Here is a 23,403-nt window from a genome sequence, read left to right as displayed (position 1 = left end):
AGATTTCTGATCCGATAAGCTTGACACTTACCTACTAGTAAGTTATATTCAGTTATGGAAAATCGAAAAACACAAAGCAAGCATACATTACCATTTTAAAAAAAAGGAGGATTTAGGAGCTGTCCAAGAGGTAAGTCAGCTTGAATTAAAGGTTTTAATAAGTATTCTTACAGCAGGGTATAATGAAGATATGGTTCGAAAATCAGAAGATGTCAATGCAGTAGCTTATACCATACTGTCATGTATAAAAGGTGCTTTACAATATAACGTACATTGGGAATGGATGTATTATCCCAAGTTCTGAATCAGATAAATCGCTTATTAAAAGTTAAAAGGGGTTTATCTATAATGAATATTTACCTACTAGTAGGTCAAATATAAATGAGAGAAGGAAATTACTAAAATGAAAAGAATGCTTTGGGTTGTTCTTATGATGTCCTGCGGAGCTACTTTTATTTCCTCATTATTCCCTTTATATGGGGAGCATTATCGGCTGAGCAGTTTGGAAATCACCATTTTGTTTGCCGTTTATGCCGCTATCCTGCTGCCCACCTTGCTTGTCGTGGGAGCCAGAGGAAGCGCCTGGGGGTTGAAAAGGGTTCTTCGCTTTAGTATTTGGATTTCCATCGCATCGACGTTACTCTTTATAGGAAGTTTCAACGTATGGATGCTCTATGCGGCAAGGATCTTGGAAGGCATCGCCTATGGCGCTTTTACAGGTACTGCCAGCGCTTTTTTATTAAAACAAACCTCTCACGATAAAGTGAGTACGGCAATCAAGTTGTCAGGAGTAACGGTAAACATTGGTTTTGGCCTTGGCCCAGCCATTTCAGGTTTAATCATTCAATATGTGCAATTTCAGCCTCTTCGTTTGCCGTATTGGTTTCTGCTCGTCATGTTATTTAGTTCCTTAATATTTCTGGAAATGTTACCTAAGCACGAAGATTCCAAAGCGCAGAAACCGGCTAAAACAAAGATTTCACTCGGTGTTCCCGACAATATTCGTTCCCACTTTTGGTCTTTTATCGGGCTTCCGATATTTACTCTTTTCACCTTAGGTGGAGTTGTGTTTTCTCTTATTCCATCTTTCGTCAAGAATGTTATTCACACCACCAATCTCTCTATTTCCGGGTTGTTAATATTGGTGCTTCTAGGCGGGGGGGCCTTGACGCAGTTCTTTCCTTGGCCGCGTAATCCTGTTATACGGATGCGTATAGGAATCCTGTTTCTTGCCATTGGATCGTGGATTGTTGCTTTTTCTGGTCAGACAGCGAGTTTATTATTGCTTTGGACCGGCATCCTCATTCAAGCAATTGGCGCTGGATGGACGTTTCAAGTTTCTTTAAGATTTGCCAGCCAGTTGCCGAGGCCGGAAGAACGTCCGCGAGTCATTTCGGCATTTTATTTCTGCGCATACTCAGGATTCATTGTTCCCCCTGTTGGCGTCGGAGTGCTGACTCAATTTTTTAGTTTGAACTTCTCGTTGGTTCTTATAAACTTGTTTGCTGCGCTAATCGTTATCTATGTGTTGATTTATTCAGTCAAATTTAATCGTTTTTATTCTAAAGGTACACAATAAGGTTAATTATTTTGAGTGATTGTTCATAATATAAAATTTAAGGAGACAGAAAAAATGAGAAAAGATTTTGTATTTCACCTATATAATGTTGAACATGATAATTTTATGAACCTGCTTGCAAAATGTCCAGAGGACCAACGCATGGTTATCCCTCAAGGTTTTAACACCAGCCTTTATTGGCATTTAGGGCATGTACTTCGAATTACTGAGTTTCATGTGTTTGGTCTTTCGCAACAAACCATGTCACTACCACAAAACTATAAAGATCTATTCCATTATGGAACGAAAGTAACGGACTGGAAAGAAGAGCAGCTGGCTCAACTGCCTGCATGGGATACCATGACAGCTCAGTTGAAAGAACAACGTGAACATATTTACAATGCGTTGAAAGATAGACTCGAAGAGCCAGTACCAGAGAATTTTAAAAAAGCCGAAAATTTCGGAGAGCTGATTCTTACGACTGCTGCTCATTTATCCAATCATAATGGCGTTGTAGCTGCAATGCTGCAAGTGCTGCAACAAAAATAATATACAAAACAAGATACTAATTTAGAAGAGGCTATTATGGCCTGTCGGCCATCACCATGAATGAAAATCTACTTGGCCTGTGAATCTGGATGTTCCATATTGGAACTTCAGTTCACAGGTCGAGACTTTTTGGGTACGTAAGTTAATTTACTGTCTTTAAATTTGGACCTGGCAGAAGAACCGCTCACTTACAAACCGCAGCGGAACCATGGTAACCCCATCTTTGAGCTTTATAGGAACATCTAGATTATTTCAATACCTAATTCAATCTAACCGGAGAATGGAAAGTTCACAAGGTTTAAACTACATGTGGCCGAAATCGAAAAAAAGGCTGGTTCGTTTCATCAACGAGCAGCCTATTTATATGGAGCGCTTAATTTCGCGGCGCGGTCACTTCCCAATCCTGCTGTAACAGGATGCGTTCCCCGGCCTTGAATTGAATGGAGAGGTGATTTATCCCCGGTTTCAACGTAACGTCAAGTCCGATATCGGATAAGCCGAATTGATAGCGCAAATTGTAGAGGTGCTTCATTTGTGCAAGTTGAACAGGGGATTGGTTGTCTGCAGCTTCACGGTTGTTGACAATGATTTGCAATTGCGGGTCAATTGCCTTTTCATCCTTGTACAAGTCCTCATACAGCAGCCCTGTGAGATGAAGCTTCGCTGTGTTTGCCTTTTCCGGCAGGTCAAAGCCGGAAATCTCATAGTCCTTGGTGCTGAGCGTTACATTTTTATCTCCATAGGAAACCTTATCATAGTAAGCTGTGGTCACGCCGAACAAAATCCTGAGATGGGTTAAGCTTAGAAGGGGAGCCCCTTGTTTCGAATCTGAATCCGTGGCCGGCGCTTCCGTGAGCTTGACGACATTTGCCAGCTTGCCGTCCCAGAATGTCTTGGCTGCCGGCTCGCCAGCTTTCAGTTGTACCGCATAGCCGTCCGCGTTCTTGAAGGTCCACCAGCCCGCGGAGTCAGGCCCAGATATCTCATAGTGAAATAGATTGGCCAAAAACGCTGAACGGAAAGCCGGTTCTCCCTTCAGCATACCGCCGATCGTATCAGACCCATAAGTAAATACACCGGATTCGTTCTGATAAAATRCCCCTTGATAGGAGGTTTTCGAACGGATTTGGACGTCATTTTCGCGGTTTTTCAGTACGACACGGTCTTGATATGGATTCATTTGAATCCAACCTTGGCCTACAAAGGAATTAATTTTGTACCAGCGTGTGCCGTCAGGTGCGGTCCAAGCGGCGAGAGGGGAGACAGATTGAGGCCCGATTTGGCCATTGTCCAGCGATATTCTCGTATTCGGGAATTGATATATAGCGGTCACATGCGCCTTGAGCTCGAGGGAAGCAGTATCGTCCACGGTATCTTCGGGTTCGGCATAGGTCGGGCTGAACCAACCTTCGGCTTGATTGTTTTTGACATGATACCAGTTCTCAACGCTCCACGGCGCATCCAGATTGGTCGTGGTCTCCATCACGTTCAGATCACCGGCAGGAATCGTTGCTGCAATCTCGGCATTCGCATCCGGATAACCGAATAAAGGACTTGGATGCTTTCGTTTGAGGATTTGCTTGTCGGGCACTATCAGCATGCCTGGTGCAAACGCCCATTTTAAGCCTTGTATCGTTTCAAATTGGTAGGAGCTCCCGAGCAAGGAACGGAATTTCGCTGTTTGATGAACAAAAAGTGAAGTCAGATACCCCTCATATTGATACGAGATGTAATTCATATGCGGCGTGCTATTGTAATAAATATTCGGATAGAAAACCTGCTGATCCAGCGGCTGCAGATTCCCGATCTCATCCAAATGCAAATGAACCCACTGATCCCCTAGCCACGTTGTGTGGATTTTGATCCACCGCTGCGGGTTATAATCCCCTTCGGCTTGGCGAAACCAGGTCTTCTCCGCATCGACGACGGTAACTTCCTGCGGCGTTAGCACCGCGGTTTGACCTCCGGCTTCCGATGGCCGCGCGTATAACGGCGTTTCGGACATTAAGCGCAGGGTCGGCGGCGGCGGGACTTCAATTTGCCATGGAGCGGTTTTGATCCAGCGGTCGCCGATGTCCGTATGTATTTTCCACCAATTTCCTGATGTCATCCAATTGGCCTCGGCTTCAACGACTTCAACCGTTTGCGGCGCGAATGTACCTTCTGGCTGATTACGCAGCTTATTCGGGATGACGTAGTAGGGCATGTTTTCAATAAACGTAAGCTGCTTCGGAATAAAAATTCCATCCACCGGCTCCGTAGGCGTATCCGCATATTCATAGGCGCTTCCTGTTGCGGTTAGCAAACCGAGCTGCATGCCGACTCCGAGCAGTACAAGCATTGAAGCTTTTTTCCACATAAGGTCTACTCCTTCGTTCCTTTATTTTCTATGTCTAGTATATTCTACTAAGAAATAGATCGGAAGTTGTGCTTTCGGCCTCAAATAAGGCTACATTCACCTGTTAGATTTCCTGTATATTTGGATTTAGGTATCTTGTTTTCAGATATAAATTATCATTATTCTGTATTATGCATGATATGTCGAATGTAGTAATATGAACGGGAATGATAGTAACAAAAGCAAAAATACATTAGAAATTAAATAGGATACGACTCCGTCCGAAGGCGGTATTTTTTAAGTATAAAATCTACCTATTAATCGATAAGGATGGAGGCAGCAGTTTACAATGTAAGGTGTACGTGATTAAAGGTGGAAGCAGCGGTATTCGATAGGAATTTCAATTTATTAGTAGAAGGAGGTGAAGTGGAGTTGTACGAACAGTGAATGTATCATGTGAATCATGGCAAGATGCGAGCAATTTAAGATCGGTTCAAAGATCATGTTATCAACTTATTTATAAAGCATGGCATGAAAATGACGCATTTTTGGGAAGATATCGATGGACCATTAGTGAACAACAAGAAAGTATCATTTTCATTAATAATAGAAATCGTACTAGAAACAGTCATAAATAAAAAACCTATAACTATAAAAAGGAGTAACTAAAATGAAAACATTAGTAATCGTAACTCACCCGAACATGGAAGCATCCCGCGTGAATAAAGCATGGGTGGAGGAATTGCTAAAGCACGGTGATGTTACAATTCATGAATTATACAAGGTCTACCCTGATGAAAATATAGATGTTTCTAAAGAGCAGCAATTGGTAGAGGCACATGATCGGATTATTTTCCAATTTCCACTTTTTTGGTACAGCACGCCTGCATTACTAAAAAAATGGTTCGATACCGTATTACAATACGGTTGGGCTTATGGGCCTGAAGGAGCCAAAACAGCAGGTAAGGAAATTGGCGTAGGTGTCTCGACATATGGTTCCGAAGAATCTTATCAACCAACTGGATCCAATCGTTTTACACTGCAAGAAATATTGCGTCCAATTGAAGCTATAGCTCATTTTATCAGCGCTTCTTATCTGCCTCACTTTTCTCTGAACGATATTTCTAACCTTAACGATGAACGATTGGCACAAAGCAAAGTCGATTACATTCAACATATTAAAAGTGTAAAGCCAGTGGTTATTGGTTAATAATAACTTGATAATTGACGTTTTTACGGAAACGAGTTGCCCCTGATGTCACATGGGGTTCATTAATTACCATAAATTAAAAAAAGGGGAGAAAAAAATGAGTAACCAAGGAAAAGTATTTGTGATAACTGGCGGAAGCAGCGGTCTTGGGAAAGCTATGGCGATTGAGCTGGTGAATCGAGGAGCGAATGTAGTCATCAATGGACGGCGCGAACAAGCGTTGGTTGAAGCCGCAAAAGAAATTGATTCCACAGGAAAACAAGTTCGTTATGTTGCAGGTGATATTGCAGATCCTAAGATTGCGCAGCGTCTAATCGATGAAGTTTTGGCTAGCTATGGGCGTATCGATACTCTAATTAATAATGCCGGTATCTTCATGTCCAAACCATTCACAGAGTATACAGAAGAGGACTTTACAACATATTTAACTACGAATGTCGTCGGTTTCTTCCACGTTACCCAGCGTGCGGTGGCTGCAATGCTGAAACAAGGAACGGGGCACATCATTAACATTACGACGAGTCTGGTTGACCAACCGTCAGTTGACGTTCCTTCCGTACTTGCCTCATTGACAAAGGGCGGTCTGAAGGCTGCAACAAAATCACTTGCTATTGAGTATGCTTCCAGAGGTATCCGTGTAAATGCTGTTTCACCAGGGGTAATTAAAACACCCATGCATCCAGTTGAAGCTCACGATGCTCTAGCTAAACTGCATCCTATGGGAAGGATGGGCGAGTCGCATGATATCGTAGAAGCAGTTATATATCTGGATTCAGCTAACTTTGTAACTGGTGAAATCTTATATGTTGATGGCGGACAGAATGCTGGTCACTAAGCAAATGCAGCAGCAGATATGAGAATATCGATGTGAAAATTAATTATTGTGATATAAAAGCTCTCCCAATAGGGTGGCAGCCCATTCATGGCTGCTGCCCTATTGGCATGTTTATAACTTGCGAGCAAACAGTTGAAGGCCCCCTTGTTGTAGGGGGATTTGGTTTGCGTTCTTTTCGCAGATGTCCTACTTTTTACAGCTTGACACATATAAATGCTAATATTATAATAACTAAAGTTAGGATAAATAATTATAGGAATAGTATTAATAAGATATCTTTTCTTTCGACCCGATTGCTGCAGTTTGGTGAATCTGCGGTTATTGTCCATTTGATTTGGAGCAAACCTTTAAGAAAAGGAGTTTTTCAAATGAATATTCAAATATTAGAACCTGAATATCAAGCTAAAGAAGAATTTGACCGCGGCAAAATTCAAGTTCAGAAACCTCTAGGTTTCTCGGGGCAAGGGGCAGCTACGGTCAGGCTTGGTCCTCTTTTTTACTGGTCTTGGGCGCATGCTGCCGCAAAAGGAGGGATCGGGCTTCATCCTCACCAGGGGTTTGAGATTATTTCATATGGTATTGCCGGTCAAGGCTTTCACAAAGACACACTAGGCACCGAAAGCATTCTTGAACAGGGTGATATTCAAGTGATGCAAGCAGGCTCGGGTATTCAACACGCGGAAAGCGTCGAAGCGGGTTACGAGGGTTTTCAAATTTGGCTTGAGCCCTACTTGAATGAAGCAGTAAGACGACAACCGACCTATTCGCTATTCAAGCACGAGAAGTTTCCTCAGTCAGGCAAGGATGGGGTAAACGTAAAGACGATATTAGGCGAAGGCTCGCCGGTCCTTCACCTGGTAACTGATGCGCGGATGTACGACGTCGAGATTCAGCCAGGAGCATCAGTTGCCCATAGGCTATTGCCAAACCGGATACTTGCAGGGTTGTCGATTAGAGGTACAGGTGGTTCCATCTGGGTATCCGGCCAAGAACCAACCTCATTCAAGAATAAAGACTTTGCGATCATTCAATCTGAACAAGAAGAAGTAATCAACATACGCGCTTCAGGTGAAAAGCTTCGAATGTTTCTAATTGAAGTTCCTACTGAGGTTGAATATCCTTTGTATGATAAGGCCAGATAAGGGGGATGGAGAATGACTGAACGCGATGATGAAGGTGAGGAACTTGATTTAAAATTAATACGAGTAATAAGAAACATGGTGAAAGAGTTGTACGGGTGCTTAGAACGTGACATTGAAAGCTATGGCCTCAGTGGGGAGACCTTTCAAATTTTGGAGTTTCTTTATAATAAAGGACCGCAGCCCATCCAGAAAATAAGCGATACCTTCTCGATTCCAAGCGGGAGTATCACCTACGTGGTCGATAAGCTTGAGAAGAAGGGCCTCGTGGAACGACTCCCTATCCCGGGTGATCGACGAAAAACGAATGTGACATTGACTACTGAAGGGCGAAGCTACTTTGATAATATCTTCCCAAGGCATGTTCAAACGATCTCCGATAATTTGTGCTTCGCAACGGACGGAGAGAAGCTCGAACTTATTCACGTGCTGAAGAAAATTGGGTATGGTATCCAAGAATCGAGAAGGCAATGCAAAAATGATGGATCAGATGCTTTTTTAAAGATGGATTTTACTTAAATTTAGTATGTAGGGGGATTTGAAAATGGAAATAGGTATAGATACATTTGTCGAAACAACACCGGATGTTAAAACGGGCAAGACAATAAGTCACGCAGAGCGGTTGCGTGAGGTAGTTGAAGAAATCGTCCTTGCTGATCAGGTTGGGTTGGATATATTTGGGGTCGGCGAGCATCATCGTAAGGAATTTGCGGATTCCGCTACTGTCGTTGTGCTGGCTGCAGCGGCGTCCATGACCAAAAGGATACGCTTAACCAGTTCGGTTACCGTGCTCTCTGCTGTTGATCCAGTACGTTTGTTTCAGCAATTTGCCACGCTTGATGGTATTTCAAATGGTCGTGCTGAGATTATCGCGGGTCGAGGCTCTATGGTCGATGCGTTTCCATTGTTTGGTTATGATTTAAAAGACTATGATGAGCTTTACGCGGAAAAATTGGAACTATTATTAAAATTAAGGGACTCGGAAAAGATAACCTGGAAAGGAAAGCATCGACCTGCCCTTACGAATCTGGGTGTGTATCCGCGTCCAGTTCAGAACCCTTTACCCGTATGGCTTGGCAGTGGGGGTAATGCGCAATCGGTCATACGAGCAGGGGAAATGGGACTGCCTCTTATTTTGGCGATCATTGGCGGGAGCCCCTTGCAATTTGCTCCGCTCGTGCCACTCTATAAGGAAGCTGCTACTCGTGCAGGACATGATGCATCGAAATTAAAGATAGCCGTACACTCACTTGGGTTCGTTGCAGAGAGTACCTCTCTTGCGGCCGAAAAGTATTTCCCTCCAACTCAGGCAGTGTTTAATTCAATGAGTAAAGAGCGTGGTTGGGGACATTATAGCCGTTCACAATTCGATGCTTCATGCAGCCCAGAAGGCGCATTCTACGTAGGCGATCCCGAAACGGTGGCCAATAAAATTATTTATATGCAAAAACATTTAGGCTTCTCACGATTTTTTCTACATTTACCAGCTGGCAGCATGCCACATGAGGATGTTATGAAATCCATTGAACTATTGGGTAAGGAAGTCGCACCGCGAGTTCGGGAAGAGGTCGCAAGATGGGAAGCTTGACAAGAAGGTAGTGCTGATCACTGGCACAGGAGGAGGTATGGTCGCGTTTCGGCTCTGACCTTTGCGCGAGAAGGAGCAATGGTCATCGGGTGCGACGACATCCAGTCTGATGCTAACAACGAGACGGTCGAACTCGTACGTCGCGCGGCGGTGAGATGACGGGCATCGCGCCAATCAATCTCACGGACCCCGAACAGGCGCGGCAAGTCGTTGAGGAAGCAGGTTGCCGCCTACGGCGGGCTCGACGTACTCTATAACAACGCAGCCATGCAACGCATCGGTCATGCGAATATAAATATGTAAGAAGAGGCTGTCCTGAATCTTAAAAATTCGGGTCGGCCTCTTTATAATGGATTTTGAGAAAGAGTTATTCTCCAGCCATTCTTCGATATAAGCGGAATCTATTACACCGTCTACCTCGGACTAGATCCTCCTGATATTCATTGATACCGTAATTCCAACGTTTAAGGTAGCGCTTTCAACATGTTATTACATGAATTGGAAGGGAAATTCGATTAAAGCTGGAAATTTAAGGTGGGTGGGTAATCACACAAAAATGCCTACATAAACCAATTCGAAAAAGCTTGAAAAATCAAGCTTTTTCAGGATCGGTCTGAAAAGAGTAATGATCCAATACGAATGACTTAAACATTTGGGCTGGAAAGTTTAAATTCCTATCTTTATTTACGATAATTCCATGGGTGGAAAAAATCCCTGAGCTTAAAGGCAACGATCGGAAAACTCCTTCATCTATTTCTTTTTTCGCTGCTATTTTAGGAATTAATGCAAAACCTATACCACACTTTACAGCATTTTTTATCATTTCGATACTTGGATATTGAATGGCATTACCTACTTCTATTCCGGCCTCCTCTAAAACCTTGTTGGCTTGAGTATGATACAAACAACTGTTTCCATAGCTGATTACAGCTTCATTGTTTAGTACTTTCAAACCATTAGCCTCAACATTTCTTGTCAATTCATCTGAGGCAATAAAAATCAACTCTTCCTCAATCATGGGGTAAAAATTAACGTCATCACGTTGGGGATTTCGAGGAAGAAATCCGAGATCAACAACATGCTGCGAAACATCATCAATTACATTATGATGATATCCTGTTTCTACTCTAAATTTAACATTCGGAAATTTGAGATGAAACTGTTGTATAAGCGGAGACATTCTCGTAACAAAAAAAGATTCATGCATACTTAGGTAAATCGTTCCTTTTGGTTGGTTCGATTCATTCATAGCTTCTTCTAATGTCAGCCCCAAATGTACAAATTGATGGGCAAATTTAGCGAGTTTTAGACCAGCTTCAGTCGGTTTTACTCCTCTTGATAAACGATGAAACAGCTTTTGACCACATGCTCGTTCCAATAATTGAATATGATTTGTAACAGTAGATTGAACATATCCCAATTTTTCCGACGCACGATTAAAGCTCTTTTCCTCTATTACTGCAAGGAATGTCTTGAAAAATCTCCCTTCTAACAAGTCAATCATAATTCTAACATCCCCTTAGTTATCGAGTTTTGGAATAACGGGTATTGAATCTTTCCATAACTGAAATAGATAACTTTATGATAACATATCCTGAAAGCAATCAAGAAACTTTTAAATAATTACTTGAGGTCAAAGAGTTTACTTAGACTCTATGTGGCTAGAAATAATGGGATTTCCGGTGAATTTGGGTGGTACCCTCAAATGGTCCTTTCGTCCCTAATTGTTGTATACATCGAATTTTGGCGGAAAGGAGTTTTAATTTTTTGGGAAAATGGGAGGGAAAAATAATGAAAATGATTGAGGGACAACACTTGGAGCATGAATGGCTTAATAGACTTATGAAAAACGACATGGTAACAGGATCTGAGGCACTTGTCAGAAGCTTGTTGATTGAAGGTGTGGAAAGTGTCTTTGGGATTCCAGGAGGAAGTGTCCTGAACATATACGACGCCATTCATGATATTCCAGAGTTCAAACATATTTTAGCTCGTCATGAGCAGGGGGCAATTCATGCTGCAGACGGCTATGCACGCGCTACAGGAAAAGTTGGGGTTTGCTTTGCTACATCGGGCCCCGGGGCGACTAATCTTGTTACAGGTATCGCCACTGCTAATATGGACTCTGTTCCATTAGTTGTGATTACAGGAAATGTTCCGACGCCGCTACTTGGTACTGATGCGTTTCAGGAAGCGGATATTACCGGCATCACAATGCCTATTTCCAAGCACAACTTTTTAGTTCGTGATGTCAATGAGTTACCAAAGATCATTCATGAGGCATTTTATATAGCTTCCACGGGACGAAAGGGGCCGGTTTTGATCGATATTCCAAAGGATGTGTCGAGCCAAAAGATGATCTTTCAATATCCGTTAGATAATCCTAAGATTCGGGGGTACCACCCGGATATTCATCCAAATCTAATACAAATTGAAAAGTTACTCATGGCTATCAAAGAAGCTGAACGTCCAGTCATTCTGGCTGGCGGGGGCGTGATATACTCGGACGCATCCAAGGAATTGCTCGAATTTGTAGAAAAAACCCGGATACCAGTTACGACGACATTACTTGCTTTAGGAGCATTTCCAAGTGCACATGAATTATGGATGGGCATGCCGGGGATGCACGGAACATACACAGCGAATAAAGCCTTACAAAATTGCGATCTTCTCATCAGTATTGGAGCACGCTTTGACGATAGAGTAACGATGAAAACTAGCGGATTTGCTCCTAAGGCGAAAACTATTGCGCATATCGATATCGATCCAGCAGAAATTGGGAAAATCGTTCAAACGGCGATCCCTTGTATTGGCGATGTGAAATCCGTGCTTCAACAGGCTAACGTTCATGCGAAACCAGCAAAATCAGAAGCATGGCTGACTGAAATTCAAGAAAACAAAAGAAACTATCCTCTTCGTTACACGGATTCGGAAATAACTTTAAAGCCACAATTCGTTATTGAATTGATCAGCGAAACAACCAATGGCGAAGCGATCGTCACTACGGACGTAGGTCAGCATCAAATGTGGGCTGCTCAGTTTCATAAGTTTAAGCATCCGCGTTCGTTCATTACCTCGGGTGGACTTGGAACAATGGGCTTTGGTTTACCTTCGGCAATAGGGGCACAAGTAGGTTGCCCAGACCGACTCGTGGTGTCCGTGAATGGCGACGGAGGGATTCAAATGAATGCACAAGAGCTTGCGATTTGCGCTATTCATAACATTCCGGTGAAGATCGTTATTCTGAATAATCAGGTCCTAGGCATGATACGGCAATGGCAAGAAATCATTTACGATAGTCGTTTTAGTCATATGGACCTCTCTGGTAGTCCAGATTTCGTAAAACTGGCAGAAGCCTATGGTGTTAAAGGGCTCAGGGCAACAAACAAAGAAGAGGCTCGTAAGGTGTGGAAAAATGCTTTGGAAACACCAGGCCCTGTACTTATTGATTTTGTTGTTACTCAGGATGAGAATGTTTTTCCAATGGTTGCCCCGGGTTCCACGATAGATGAAATGATTATGGGGGATGAAAGATGAAACGCCACACTATATCTGTTCTTGTAAACAACCATCCGGGTGTTTTACAGAGAGTTGCTGGATTATTCGGACGCCGCGGTTTCAACATTGACAGTATAACTGTAGGTCAGTCAGAAGAACCTGGATTGTCCCGAATGATCATTGTGACATCCGGAGATGATAAAACGCTCGAACAAGTACAAAAGCAGCTTAATAAACTAATCGACGTTATTCAAATTGTTGAATTAACCGCTTATCCGCTGGTTGACCGCGAGCTATCACTTATCAAAGTAAGTGCTGTGTCTAAAGTGAAACCGGTTATTTTAAGTATTGTTGAACCCTTTCGTGCTTCTATAGTCGATTTAGGATTGGAAAGTCTAATCATTCAAGTTGTTGGAGATCAAGATAAAATTAATTCATTAATTGAGCTGCTGAGACCCTATGGCATCTTGGAACTAACACGTACAGGTTTGACGGCTATGACTCGTGGAGAAGTCGTAGGTGATTTACTACCTAATACAACATTAACATGTTAACCAACGAGTTAAATTCATTCGTTAAGTAGACAATTAAAAATGGAAGGAAGAGATAACATGAAATCACTTCATCATGACACTGAGTTAGACAATGCCATTTTTTTTAGCCATTATGTAATGGTCATGAAGGACGGAAGAATGATCGGAGGGGGTACTATAGAAGCTTACACTGACGATGAGGTACAGGTGGGTAACAGACAGTATTCACGTACAGAATCAACCTTTATTGTTTCACCAGCTCCTCAAATCTCAATTAATTTCTAATTGAACTACCTTTTAATAGGTAAATTAGGGGGCAATAAAAATGAGTTTTCAAGGTAAAGTTGTAGTAATTACCGGTGAAAGCAGCGAAATTTGAAAAGCTGCGGCAATTGAAATGGTGAAACGAGGAGCAAACGTAATTATAAATGGCTGCCTTGAACAAGCATTAGCTTAAGGATGTGAATTGCCATTGTTTTGCTTATTGCGGCATACGGGAGAGATTTGTAAAAAACGTTTAAAAGCATGATAAATTAGGTTTAGTTCGGAAATTGGCCAAGCGGGTCAATATAAATTATTAAAGAAAGTAGTGACTATCATCCATGCAAACCATAACTGCCGTACAGAAACAAAAAAGCATCGGTTCAATTCAATTCTTACCCGTTAACCTATTTGCGTCGGTTATGGGAATTTCAGGTCTATCATTGGCTTGGAGAGAAGCAAGCAAGCTATTCGGCACTTCCACCGTCATTGCTGATATTATAGGAATTGTTGCATTTGTGATTTTTATCGCGTTAAGCATAGGTTATATTTCAAAATGGGTTTTATACCCTCAGAAAGTCAAAAGTGAATTTATGCATCCCATTGTGGGAAATTTTTTCGGTACGATCACGATTGCCATACTCTTGCTTTCCTCCGTGATCGGCATCTACAGTCAAATATCGGGGCAAGTGATTTGGATCATCGGAGCAGTATTGGCATTAGCGCTTTGTTTTGTTTTCGTTGCACGCTTGCTGAACGGGAATCACGAGCCGCTTAACAAGGTTCCGGCTTCTCTGGTACCTGTGGTAGGGACCCTTGATATTTCGGTTGCCGGGGGGACAATGCCGTTCCCATGGGCGCATGAATTTAATTTATTTTCCCTTGCAATCGGTGGAACCGTGGCTTTAGTATACTTCACGTTGATCCTATCCAGATTGATTCATCACGCTCCAATGCCAGCAGGGTTAACGCCTTCTATGATAATCATGATTGCACCGTTTGAGGTTGGTTTTCTTGGCTATACGAACTTTGAACACGGAATTGATCAGTTCGCCTCCATTTTGTTCTACTTTGGTCTGTTCTTGTTCACTGTCTTGTTCTTCAAAGTATTCAAAAAGTCCATCCCGTTTGGCGCTTCCTGGTGGGGTGTAAGCTTTCCGATAGCTGCTCTCAGCAATGCTGCTTTAAAATATGCGATGTTCGTGGATTCGTGGCTGTTAATCACCATTTCCGCGATTATTCTGGCTTTACTCAGTATCGTTGTGGTCGTTCTCTTTATTCGAACAATAAAGGTGCTACTTAATGGGAGTCTGCTTAAAGGATAATCATGAATTGCTCCACATGCAATCGCTGAGTGATAGATAGTTCAGATCTTATTAGTGGTGAGAGATTTCAAATCAACGTTCAAAGTCAGCCTGTAAATAAGCTAATGTACAAGCCCATCAATTTCTAGCTGGTATTGAATAGTTGGGGGCTTCTTTTTAGATAATAATAAGGTAAATACGACCTCCTTAGTTTTAAAAATATTCCAAAATAAATGATATGAAATGGAGCGAACAAAATGAAAACTTTAGTAATTGTTACTCACCCGAACATCGAAGCATCTAACTGGAATAAAGCATGGGTGGAGGAGTTACAAAAACATGATGATATCACCATTCATGAGTTATATAAAACGTACCCTGATGAAAATATAGATGTTTCTAAAGAGCAGCAATTGATTGAGTCGCATGATCGAATTATTTTTCAATATCCGCTTTACTGGTACAGTACGCCACCATTACTCAAAAAGTGGTTTGACCAAGTATTACTTTATGGTTGGGCCTATGGACCGGAAGCAACTAAGATAAAAGGTAAAGAAATAGGTGTTGCAATTTCAACATATGGTTCTGAAGCATCGTATCAAGCAACCGGGTCTAATCGCTTTACACTTCAAGAAATATTGCGACCAGTAGAAGCACTTGCTCATTTTATTAGTGCCACTTATCTGCCTCACTTTTCACTAAACGACTCCTCAGACGTCACGGAAGAGCGACTAGCAAAGAGCAGTAAAGATTATATTCAGCATATTAGAACTGTGAAGCCAGCAGTAGTACATTCATGAAAGATTTAATCAGTCTTTTCCATTGATTGAGAAGATATAAACGACTTATTTTGAAGATGGTATTAACGGTGGGCAAAAACTAAAAATTATCGTTACACCGTCGAAAAACCAAACAACAGTCCAAAGATTTTCGAATAAATCTTTGGACTGTTGTTTATTTCTACATTGGTCTTACTTATAAAAGACTCAGGGGAGAGGTCATAATTTAATTTAACTCCGTTTTATTGCAATGAGAGGAAAAGGGAGATCATGGTATGAACGATTCAGTTGTAAAAAAAATAACGAACAGCTCAAAAAGGAAGTCACTATTTCATTTTACGAGAGTCCGCAACTTGCCTTCAATTGCACACCTTGATGCTTTGTATTCATGTAATCAAGTTGATCCTAACTTATCAAATGAAAGACGGATAGTTAGGAGAGAAATTCATTTTCACGGAAATGTTTTTGTAGCAAACGCACATCTACGAATTGCAGATCAAGTTATGGATGCAAAAACAACTCATCAGCAATTTCATAATTATCTGGATCAGCACGTATTTTTTTGGCCGACGCAAAGAGATTGTCAAAAAATGCTGGAGATTTATTCAAGAAGAGAACCAGATGAAGCATTTGCTATTTTTCAATTGGATGCACATTCATTGCTTTGTGACTTCTATGACACTGTTAAGTTGTCTAAGTACGATTCGGGAAGCTCACCTCGTTACCCAACGCGTTGTTCCTATAAAAAAAGTTTGCAAATGTTTTTGCCGCTAGACCAATTCGAGATTGTGCGGGAAAATGATGTGCCTTCAAAACCTTCTGAAATCCGCGAGGTCCTTGTGGAAAAGAAAGTAACGAACTTGTCCTGTTATTTACAGGCCATTTATTGTAAAAATAATAAGGAGATTCCCGAAGGATGGAGGAATTATGCACAATCTATTCAAGGATTTTAAGAATCGAGTCATTACAACTGGCCGGTAATTTATTGAGTTCGATTACTTTGGTAGGAGTTGATAACAGTCGGGAGTCTACTTAATATCGGAAAGAATGAGTTGTTATACAAAGGGTATAAAATGCATTCTTAAACGGATAATATTTAGGAATGAATTGTTATCTCAGTGAGAAAGGAACCATTACAGATCCGTCATGTAGTGGCCTTGTGTCGAAAAGGAGAACGATTGAAATGATTTGGAATATTCTAAAATCCAGAAGTTTTTTGTCAGCATACATTTTAGTCATTCTCATGCTTGTTGCTGCTGTTGTTCTACAACAAAAGGATATTGTTTTCCCGGAAATTGCTGGTATGGCCATGGGGGTTATGGTGTTTCCTGTACCGCATTGGGTGAAGAAGCCGGTTCATCTGTGGCTTTCCCCAACATTAGGTGCATTCATTGGCACCTCTTTGAACGATTTGTCCCTAATGCCGCTGCCGAAAATATTGTTTGGTCTTATGATTATTGTCATTTTAATGCATATATTTCGCGTCAATTTTGGACCAACGATTCCTGCAACATTGTTGCCGATCTTTTTAGGTCTACATGACTATGTTTTTGCAATCACAACTGCTGTCTTTACGTTTGTGATTATGTTGGCTGCTTTTAGATTGAGAAATCCAGAAAAGTTGCCTGGTGGTCCGGACAATTTTCGAAAGAAAACGGATACGGTTATCATAACCATTGTTTTAGCTCTTTGGATTGGGCTGGCATTCACAACAAGACTAGAAGTTTTAGTCGTTCCACCAGTATTTGCCCTGATTTTTGAGGTGTTTCATGCTGAGAAATTCACTTGGAAATTGATTCCACCCCGTTTAGCAGTATTGACGATAACAGCCATTCTTTCAGTCGGAGTCTATCATTTGTTGGCAGGTTCGATCATTTGGGTTGGTGTCGTTAATGTTTTGATTACACTCATTCTTTGTAATTTGTTTAAAACACCTATTCCTGTTGCATTTGGTGTCTCGTTGATGCCACTTATTTTCCCCGTATGGGGGAGTTGGGGTTTTCCAGTAGGTGTCTTTGTCACAACAGGAGTTTTGATGTGTATTTCTGCAGCATTCAGTCAGTTCAGAAACAAACAAGCGATACGAGACATAGCTGAGTAAACAGAAAGTTACCATCATAGATGTTCATAGCCCCTACCAAGTAATCAGATGAAAGCCAGAGTATGGTGAATGGAGGACCGGGTAGGAAGAGAACCATGGCATAAATAGCTTCAGCGCGTTCGGTGCCTGAAGGTCCAAACGATGGACGGCCGGAACAGTTGTGCAAGGGTGACAAGAATATATATGGATAAGAAGCCGCTCAGTTGCGGCTTTTTTCATTTTAACGAGATATGTTCTTGTCAAAGGCCAGTGACAAGTACATATCTCGGTTTCCGAATCAGGACAAGAACATGTATTGCTTCTCATAAGCTCCCTGTAATTTTCTAAGCAAAATCCGCTTGACATGACACCAAATGGTGACCTATAATCAAAGTGTCACCAAATGGTGTCCAATTGGAATGTTTGGAACCTGAATAAGTTTCGCTTGAAACAATTATGAGGAGGAAACAAAATGAGTAAAATTATCCATGCGGAAATAACCGCGAAACTAGAAACCCAGTCCCGAGGAAATTTGATTGCTTATTGGTCAGTTACCATTCTACTCGCAGTAGCTATTGTGTTAAGTGGTATCGGGCAGCTGATGCAATATGGGGGAAACATCGAGTTAGTGAAAAATCTTGGTTACCCATTATACGTCTTGACCATTCTCGGGATTTGGAAAGTGCTTGGAGCCATCGCTCTCGTCGTGCCAGGTTTTCCTCGGCTTAAAGAATGGGTTCACGCTGGAATCTTCTTTTTAATGACCGGTGCGGCTTTATCTCATGCGTTTGCTAACGATTATGGTGATTACGGGTTTCATATTATCCTTCCGCTTTCATATGCTGCACTAAATATCGCCTCGTGGGCGCTACGTCCGAAGAGCCGTAAACTTTACCACCAATAGATTTCTACTAAAGTATCTGATTGAGGAGTAAACAAAAAGCGTAGGAGGGGGCGTTATGAGCGAGAACAACCAATTGCGGGATGTTTTTGACGCGATTGCAGATCCGACTAGGCGCCGACTAATTCGTCTGTTAGCAGAGGCAGAGGAGATACCGCTTCATGAATTAACGGCACAGTTTCAAATGGGCCGTACAGCGGTATCCAAGCATTTGACAATCCTTAAAGAAGCTGGACTGGTACTTGAACGAAAAGTCGGCAGAGAAACGAGATATAGGCTAAACGCCTCTCCACTCAGAGAAATTCAAGATTGGGTGGCTTTCTACGACAAGTTCTGGAGTATAAATATGTTGCGCTTGAACCAACTATTAGAGGAGGAAGAAGAATGAGTTTAGTATTAACCTTGGATTTCCAGTACAAGACATCGATTGAGAAACTTTGGTCCGCCTTAACCGATTCAAGCAAGCTTGGCAAGTGGGTGGCCAACATCCACACCGGTCAAGCGATGGAAAATGATTTTAAGCCCGTCGTAGGACATCGTTTTCAGTTTCGTACTCAGCCGACCGAATGGTGGGATGGAATTGTTGACGGCGAAGTGCTTATCGTGGACGCACCAAACCGGTTGTCCTATACTCGGGCCAGTGGAGGAGAGATGCACACGGTCACCTGGACGCTGCAGGATTTAGGGGACGCAAAGGTTAACCTTCATCTCGAACATTCCGGAATCTCAAATGCTCAAGCACTGGGTGGAGCTAAATATGGCTGGGGTAAATGGTGCGGCGAGCTTGAAACAGCGGTCTAGGACTTTATTTTTAAGTTCTAAGCTGCTGTTGTTTTATTATGCTGTCTTAGTCTAATGCTGAGTAATCAGCAAATTTTTAGCAGTCCTTTTTATATATGATAAGGATCACCATAGTTGTATCTAAACTCAAAGTATACCTTGACCATATAAAGCCACTTCTCTGACAACGAGGTGGTTTCTTTATAAAACTTCTCTTTTATTTCATCTGTTGCATCCTTTAATTGCTTCATATCTTTCGTCTGTCCAAGGGTTGTTTAAGCACGCTCTTGTGCAAGTTTGAATAAGTCGGTCACCCATTTACTAACAAAGCCTCCTGCTAGGTAAAATAAGAAAAGGTAGCCATAACTTGCTCTCACTAAATGAAACAATCCAATGGAGGAAAGAAAGGGCTTAAATCCAAATGCGAAAGCTATAGCTAATAAACCAATATATAAATAGTAGTTTTTGCGATGATTAACCGTCCATTGGTACAATAACATATAAGTAACAGGTATTAGAGAAGCGTCCAAACCAAAACTTGATGGTGAAAAAGGTGTTAATGTGTAAGGGTATTCCCATAACTTTTGTGTTGTGCCGTACATGTCACTATAAATAGCAAATACGTGAACGACTAGACCATAAAAGCCAATCCGAAAGGCTTTTTTTCTGTCAATCATAAATACTAAGGCAATCAAAGGCACGATAAAAAATGTTATCATTACCCAAAATTGCCATGTATCTATATTTGAGTATGTTTTCCAGTACGTCGACCAATCATTTGTTACTGATGATATACGGTCTGACAACTCCTTGAGTGCTTCCTTTTGCTCATCCGACATAGCGCTGTTGCCCCCTTTATGGATAGGCTTTCACAAAATCAAGTTTATATACTCATATCCTACCAATTTTTTGTCGGTAGTCGGCAGCCTTTTGAAGTAAACGGGCAGTATAACGCAATTGAGAATGGAACTTATATTGAAATTATATTGTAAATATATGGTGTAATTGGTTCGAGAGAAGAGAAGTTGAAGAGGAAATGTATAGTAATAATTGAAAGGTTGGTCGATGCAACTTCAGGATTTGCATAGGCTGCATAGGACCGCTAGGGAATTATGCAGTGACGGAGTTCCGCTCGAACTAAGGTTTTTGATGTGACTAATGATGCGGGGAATCAAAAAAGAACCTGAGTAGCTTTATCAGGTTCTTTTTATTGCATATAAACAGACACGATGATATAATCAGATTACGACTTTGACAAGTTAATTGGACATAATTATTTCATCTTACAATTTTATTTTACCATGCCGATGAACTCTTGTCAAATGTTTTTTTCAATTTAATGGATAGGAGAGATATTGAATGAGTTCTTTGGTTCTCGGTTTTCAGGAAATGGAAAAAACGCAGCTTTTACTCGTTGGCGGAAAAGGATTAAATTTAGGGGAATTATCAAAAATTGAAGGAATACAAGTACCAGAAGGATTTTGTGTTACAACAGTGGGATATCAAAAGGCCATCGAACAAAACGAAACGTATCATGCTTTGTTGGATCGACTAACATTGCTAAAAGTAGAAGATCGAGATCAGATTGGTGAAATCAGCAGGAAGATTCGACAAATCATTATGGAAGTAGAAATTCCTTCCGATGTTGTGAAAGCAGTTACTCACTATCACTCCCAGTTTGGTGATGAACATGCTTATGCCGTTCGTTCTAGTGCAACTGCAGAAGATTTACCACATGCCTCTTTTGCTGGTCAACAAGACACCTATTTAAATATCATCGGCGTCGATACCATCTTGCAGCATATCAGCAAATGTTGGGCTTCCCTATTTACGGATCGCGCGGTAATCTACCGGATGCAAAATGGATTTGACCACAGCCAAGTTTATATATCTGTTATCGTTCAAAGGATGGTTTTCCCAAAGGCATCAGGAATTTTATTTACCGCTGATCCAATTACTTCCAACCGAAAGTTGCTATCCATCGATGCCAGTTTTGGACTTGGAGAAGCGCTGGTCTCTGGATTGGTATCTGCCGATAGTTATAAAGTACAGGAAGGGGAAATCGTCAATAAGAGGATAGCAACCAAAAAATTGGCTATTTATGGACTAAAAGAAGGCGGAACAGAGACAATTCAGCTCGATCCTGATCAGCAAATGAGTCAAACACTTACTGAACAACAAATTTTACAACTGGCACGTATCGGAAGACAGATCGAAGCTTATTTTGGTTACCCACAAGATATCGAATGGTGTTCGGTTGATGATACATTTTATATTGTCCAGAGTCGGCCAATCACTACTTTATACCCGATCCCTGAAGCGAATGATCAAGAAAATCACGTCTATGTATCTGTTGGTCATCAACAAATGATGACTGATCCTATAAAACCACTGGGAATATCTTTTTACCTGTTAATAACTCCAGCACCTATGCGTAAAGCTGGTGGAAGGTTATTTGTTGATGTTGCACCTAGGCTGGCTAAACCTGCCGACCGGGAAGCTTTATTAAATACTGTGGGATCCGATCCGCTCTTAAAAGGCGCACTCATGACCATTATAGAGCGAGATTTTATTAAATTGTTACCAAATGATCAAACAGCACCGATTCCAGGCAGAAGTAATACAGATATGCTGGAACAAATTGAAAGCAACCCGAACATCGTTTCTGATTTGATTGAGAGTAATCGCGCATCGGTAGAAGAGTTAAAACAAAACATCCAGACGAAATCAGGATCGGATTTATTTGATTTTATTCTGGAAGATGTCCAGCAATTAAGGAAGATCTTATTTGACCCACGAAGTACGGCTGTGTTTATGGCCGCCATAAATGCTTCATTATGGATCAATGAAAAAATGAACGAGTGGTTAGGTGAAAAAAACGCAGCAGATACGCTTTCCCATTCGGTTCCCAACAATATTACTTCAGAAATGGGTCTGGCATTAATGGGTGTCGCAGATAGGATTCGTCCTTATCCGGAAGTCATTAATTATTTACAGCATGTAAAAGATGATATCTTTTTGGATGAACTGGTTAAGTTCGAGGGTGGACAGGAAGCTCATGACGCAATCTATGCTTATCTCAATAAATACGGAATGCGATGCGCCGGAGAAATCGATATTTCTAAAACGCGTTGGAGTGAAAAACCAATTACATTGATTCCCATGATTCTGGGTAACATCAAAGCCTTTGAGCCTAATGCCGGCCAGCGAAAATTTGAGCAAGGGCGCCAGGAAGCTTTGGAAAAAGAACAAGAGTTAGTAGCTCGATTACTCCAATTGCCGGATGGTGAACAAAAAGCTGAAGAGACAAAACGAATGATTCGCCGAATTCGGAATTTCATCGGTTACCGTGAATATCCCAAATACGGTTGGATTAGCCGCTATTTCGTTTATAAGCAGGCTTTACTGAAAGAAGCTGAAAGGCTCGTACAGGCGGGCATTATTCATGAAAAAGAAGATATATTCCTTCTCTCTTTTGAAGAACTTCATGAAGTCGTACGCACTAACAAACTTGATGATCAGTTGATCAACAAACGGAAAGAGGATTACAAATTTTTCGAGAAACTAACTCCCCCGCGTGTACTCACGTCAGATGGTGAAATCATTACAGGTACGTATAACCGAGAAAATCTGCCAGTTGATGCAATTGTAGGTCTACCTGTTTCTTCTGGAGTGATAGAAGGACGAGCACGTGTCATCTTAAACATGGAAGAAGCTGATCTAGAAGATGGAGATATATTAGTCACCTCTTTTACTGACCCTGGCTGGACACCATTGTTTGTATCCATTAAAGGACTAGTCACCGAAGTTGGTGGATTGATGACCCATGGAGCAGTTATCGCACGTGAATATGGCTTGCCAGCAGTTGTCGGGGTGGAAAATGTTACCAAACTGATAAAAGATGGGCAACGAATTCGCGTGCATGGAACAGAAGGGTATATCGAAATATTGTAATGGCTGAATACGTCAAGTAAGAGCCTTGGACAAGAAAACTAACGGAAACTATAGTCATCAGGAAAAGGCTGCCTACAGCATAAAACGGCAGCCTTC

21 protein-coding genes and 1 pseudogene are annotated in these 23,403 nt (G+C 41.6%); 18 read left to right on the top strand and 4 right to left on the bottom strand.

Features of this window, described 5'->3' with window-relative positions:
• The first annotated feature begins 403 nt into the window (after window positions 1–403).
• Together ASD40_RS04615 and ASD40_RS04610 are read left to right on the top strand one after the other, a co-directional pair.
• Window positions 404–1,579, top strand: a complete 1,176-nt coding sequence (locus tag ASD40_RS04615; RefSeq protein ID WP_057302164.1) for an MFS transporter — start codon at window positions 404–406, stop codon at window positions 1,577–1,579.
• 54 nt (window positions 1,580–1,633) lie between these two features.
• Window positions 1,634–2,107, top strand: coding sequence for a DinB family protein (locus tag ASD40_RS04610; protein WP_057302163.1), 474 nt, complete (start codon window positions 1,634–1,636; stop codon window positions 2,105–2,107).
• Window positions 2,108–2,263: 156 nt separating this feature from the next.
• Here ASD40_RS04610 and ASD40_RS39340 read toward each other — a convergent pair.
• Both ASD40_RS39340 and ASD40_RS04605 read right to left on the bottom strand, forming a co-directional pair.
• Window positions 2,264–2,344: pseudogene (locus tag ASD40_RS39340) on the bottom strand (stalk domain-containing protein); the annotation flags it as partial.
• A 136-nt stretch (window positions 2,345–2,480) separates the two neighbouring features.
• The gene (locus ASD40_RS04605; RefSeq protein ID WP_057302162.1) at window positions 2,481–4,466 is read right to left on the bottom strand and encodes a hypothetical protein; all 1,986 of its coding nucleotides are present in this window, start codon (window positions 4,464–4,466) and stop codon (window positions 2,481–2,483) included.
• 649 nt (window positions 4,467–5,115) lie between these two features.
• Here ASD40_RS04605 and ASD40_RS04600 point away from each other — a divergent pair.
• The 5 genes from ASD40_RS04600 (at window position 5,116) to ASD40_RS04580 (ending at window position 9,217) form a co-directional block, all read left to right on the top strand.
• Complete coding sequence (locus tag ASD40_RS04600; RefSeq protein WP_057302161.1) at window positions 5,116–5,655, top strand: NAD(P)H-dependent oxidoreductase; 540 nt, start codon at window positions 5,116–5,118, stop codon at window positions 5,653–5,655.
• A 97-nt stretch (window positions 5,656–5,752) separates the two neighbouring features.
• Window positions 5,753–6,490: an SDR family NAD(P)-dependent oxidoreductase gene (locus tag ASD40_RS04595; protein WP_057302160.1), complete on the top strand. Its 738-nt coding sequence runs from the start codon at window positions 5,753–5,755 to the stop codon at window positions 6,488–6,490.
• Between the two features lie 368 nt (window positions 6,491–6,858).
• A complete protein-coding gene (locus ASD40_RS04590) occupies window positions 6,859–7,632 on the top strand; it encodes a pirin family protein (protein WP_057302159.1) in 774 nt (257 codons plus the stop codon).
• Between the two features lie 12 nt (window positions 7,633–7,644).
• Entirely contained in the window at window positions 7,645–8,148 is a 504-nt protein-coding gene (locus tag ASD40_RS04585) for a MarR family winged helix-turn-helix transcriptional regulator (RefSeq protein ID WP_057302158.1), read from the top strand.
• A gap of 25 nt (window positions 8,149–8,173) precedes the next feature.
• Window positions 8,174–9,217, top strand: a complete 1,044-nt coding sequence (locus ASD40_RS04580; protein ID WP_057302157.1) for an LLM class flavin-dependent oxidoreductase — start codon at window positions 8,174–8,176, stop codon at window positions 9,215–9,217.
• Between the two features lie 592 nt (window positions 9,218–9,809).
• On the opposite strand, the gene ASD40_RS04575 is transcribed toward ASD40_RS04580, so the two are convergent.
• A complete protein-coding gene (locus tag ASD40_RS04575; RefSeq protein WP_057302156.1) occupies window positions 9,810–10,721 on the bottom strand; it encodes a LysR family transcriptional regulator in 912 nt (303 codons plus the stop codon).
• Between the two features lie 293 nt (window positions 10,722–11,014).
• Here ASD40_RS04575 and ilvB point away from each other — a divergent pair, with 293 nt between their 5' ends.
• The 10 genes from ilvB (at window position 11,015) to ASD40_RS04525 (ending at window position 19,374) form a co-directional block, all read left to right on the top strand.
• The gene (gene ilvB, locus ASD40_RS04570; RefSeq protein ID WP_442952627.1) at window positions 11,015–12,754 is read left to right on the top strand and encodes a biosynthetic-type acetolactate synthase large subunit; all 1,740 of its coding nucleotides are present in this window, start codon (window positions 11,015–11,017) and stop codon (window positions 12,752–12,754) included.
• On the top strand, window positions 12,751–13,269 hold the full coding sequence (ilvN, locus tag ASD40_RS04565) for an acetolactate synthase small subunit (protein ID WP_057302154.1): 519 nt from the start codon (window positions 12,751–12,753) through the stop codon (window positions 13,267–13,269). The genes ilvB and ilvN overlap by 4 nt, the downstream gene beginning before the upstream one ends.
• Before the next feature lie 57 nt (window positions 13,270–13,326).
• A complete protein-coding gene (locus ASD40_RS04560; protein WP_057302153.1) occupies window positions 13,327–13,533 on the top strand; it encodes a hypothetical protein in 207 nt (68 codons plus the stop codon).
• A gap of 317 nt (window positions 13,534–13,850) precedes the next feature.
• Complete coding sequence (locus ASD40_RS04555; RefSeq protein ID WP_057302152.1) at window positions 13,851–14,834, top strand: SLAC1 anion channel family protein; 984 nt, start codon at window positions 13,851–13,853, stop codon at window positions 14,832–14,834.
• Between the two features lie 236 nt (window positions 14,835–15,070).
• The gene (locus tag ASD40_RS04550; protein ID WP_057302151.1) at window positions 15,071–15,613 is read left to right on the top strand and encodes an NAD(P)H-dependent oxidoreductase; all 543 of its coding nucleotides are present in this window, start codon (window positions 15,071–15,073) and stop codon (window positions 15,611–15,613) included.
• Between the two features lie 254 nt (window positions 15,614–15,867).
• The gene (locus tag ASD40_RS04545; RefSeq protein WP_057302150.1) at window positions 15,868–16,545 is read left to right on the top strand and encodes a DUF7002 family protein; all 678 of its coding nucleotides are present in this window, start codon (window positions 15,868–15,870) and stop codon (window positions 16,543–16,545) included.
• A 230-nt stretch (window positions 16,546–16,775) separates the two neighbouring features.
• Window positions 16,776–17,693, top strand: a complete 918-nt coding sequence (locus ASD40_RS04540; RefSeq protein ID WP_057302149.1) for a hypothetical protein — start codon at window positions 16,776–16,778, stop codon at window positions 17,691–17,693.
• A 451-nt stretch (window positions 17,694–18,144) separates the two neighbouring features.
• On the top strand, window positions 18,145–18,576 hold the full coding sequence (locus ASD40_RS04535) for a DoxX family protein (protein WP_057302148.1): 432 nt from the start codon (window positions 18,145–18,147) through the stop codon (window positions 18,574–18,576).
• Between the two features lie 55 nt (window positions 18,577–18,631).
• Complete coding sequence (locus ASD40_RS04530; RefSeq protein ID WP_057302147.1) at window positions 18,632–18,961, top strand: ArsR/SmtB family transcription factor; 330 nt, start codon at window positions 18,632–18,634, stop codon at window positions 18,959–18,961.
• A complete protein-coding gene (locus tag ASD40_RS04525; protein ID WP_057302146.1) occupies window positions 18,958–19,374 on the top strand; it encodes an SRPBCC family protein in 417 nt (138 codons plus the stop codon). Before ASD40_RS04530 ends, ASD40_RS04525 begins: the two co-directional genes overlap by 4 nt.
• Before the next feature lie 254 nt (window positions 19,375–19,628).
• Here the strand turns inward: ASD40_RS04525 and ASD40_RS04520 are convergent, their stop codons facing one another.
• Window positions 19,629–20,192 (bottom strand): CBO0543 family protein, encoded by a 564-nt coding sequence (locus tag ASD40_RS04520; protein WP_057302145.1) that lies wholly within the window; start codon window positions 20,190–20,192, stop codon window positions 19,629–19,631.
• Between the two features lie 520 nt (window positions 20,193–20,712).
• Between ASD40_RS04520 and ppsA the strand changes: the two genes are divergently transcribed.
• Window positions 20,713–23,307, top strand: coding sequence for a phosphoenolpyruvate synthase (ppsA, locus tag ASD40_RS04515; RefSeq protein ID WP_057302144.1), 2,595 nt, complete (start codon window positions 20,713–20,715; stop codon window positions 23,305–23,307).
• Window positions 23,308–23,403: the final 96 nt, after the last annotated feature.

It is taken from the genome of Paenibacillus sp. Root444D2 (genome assembly GCF_001426375.1).
Lineage (GTDB): Bacteria > Bacillota > Bacilli > Paenibacillales > NBRC-103111 > Paenibacillus_E.
Note: the sequence above shows the minus strand (reverse complement) of the source record. Positions and strands in the feature narration are given on the sequence as shown.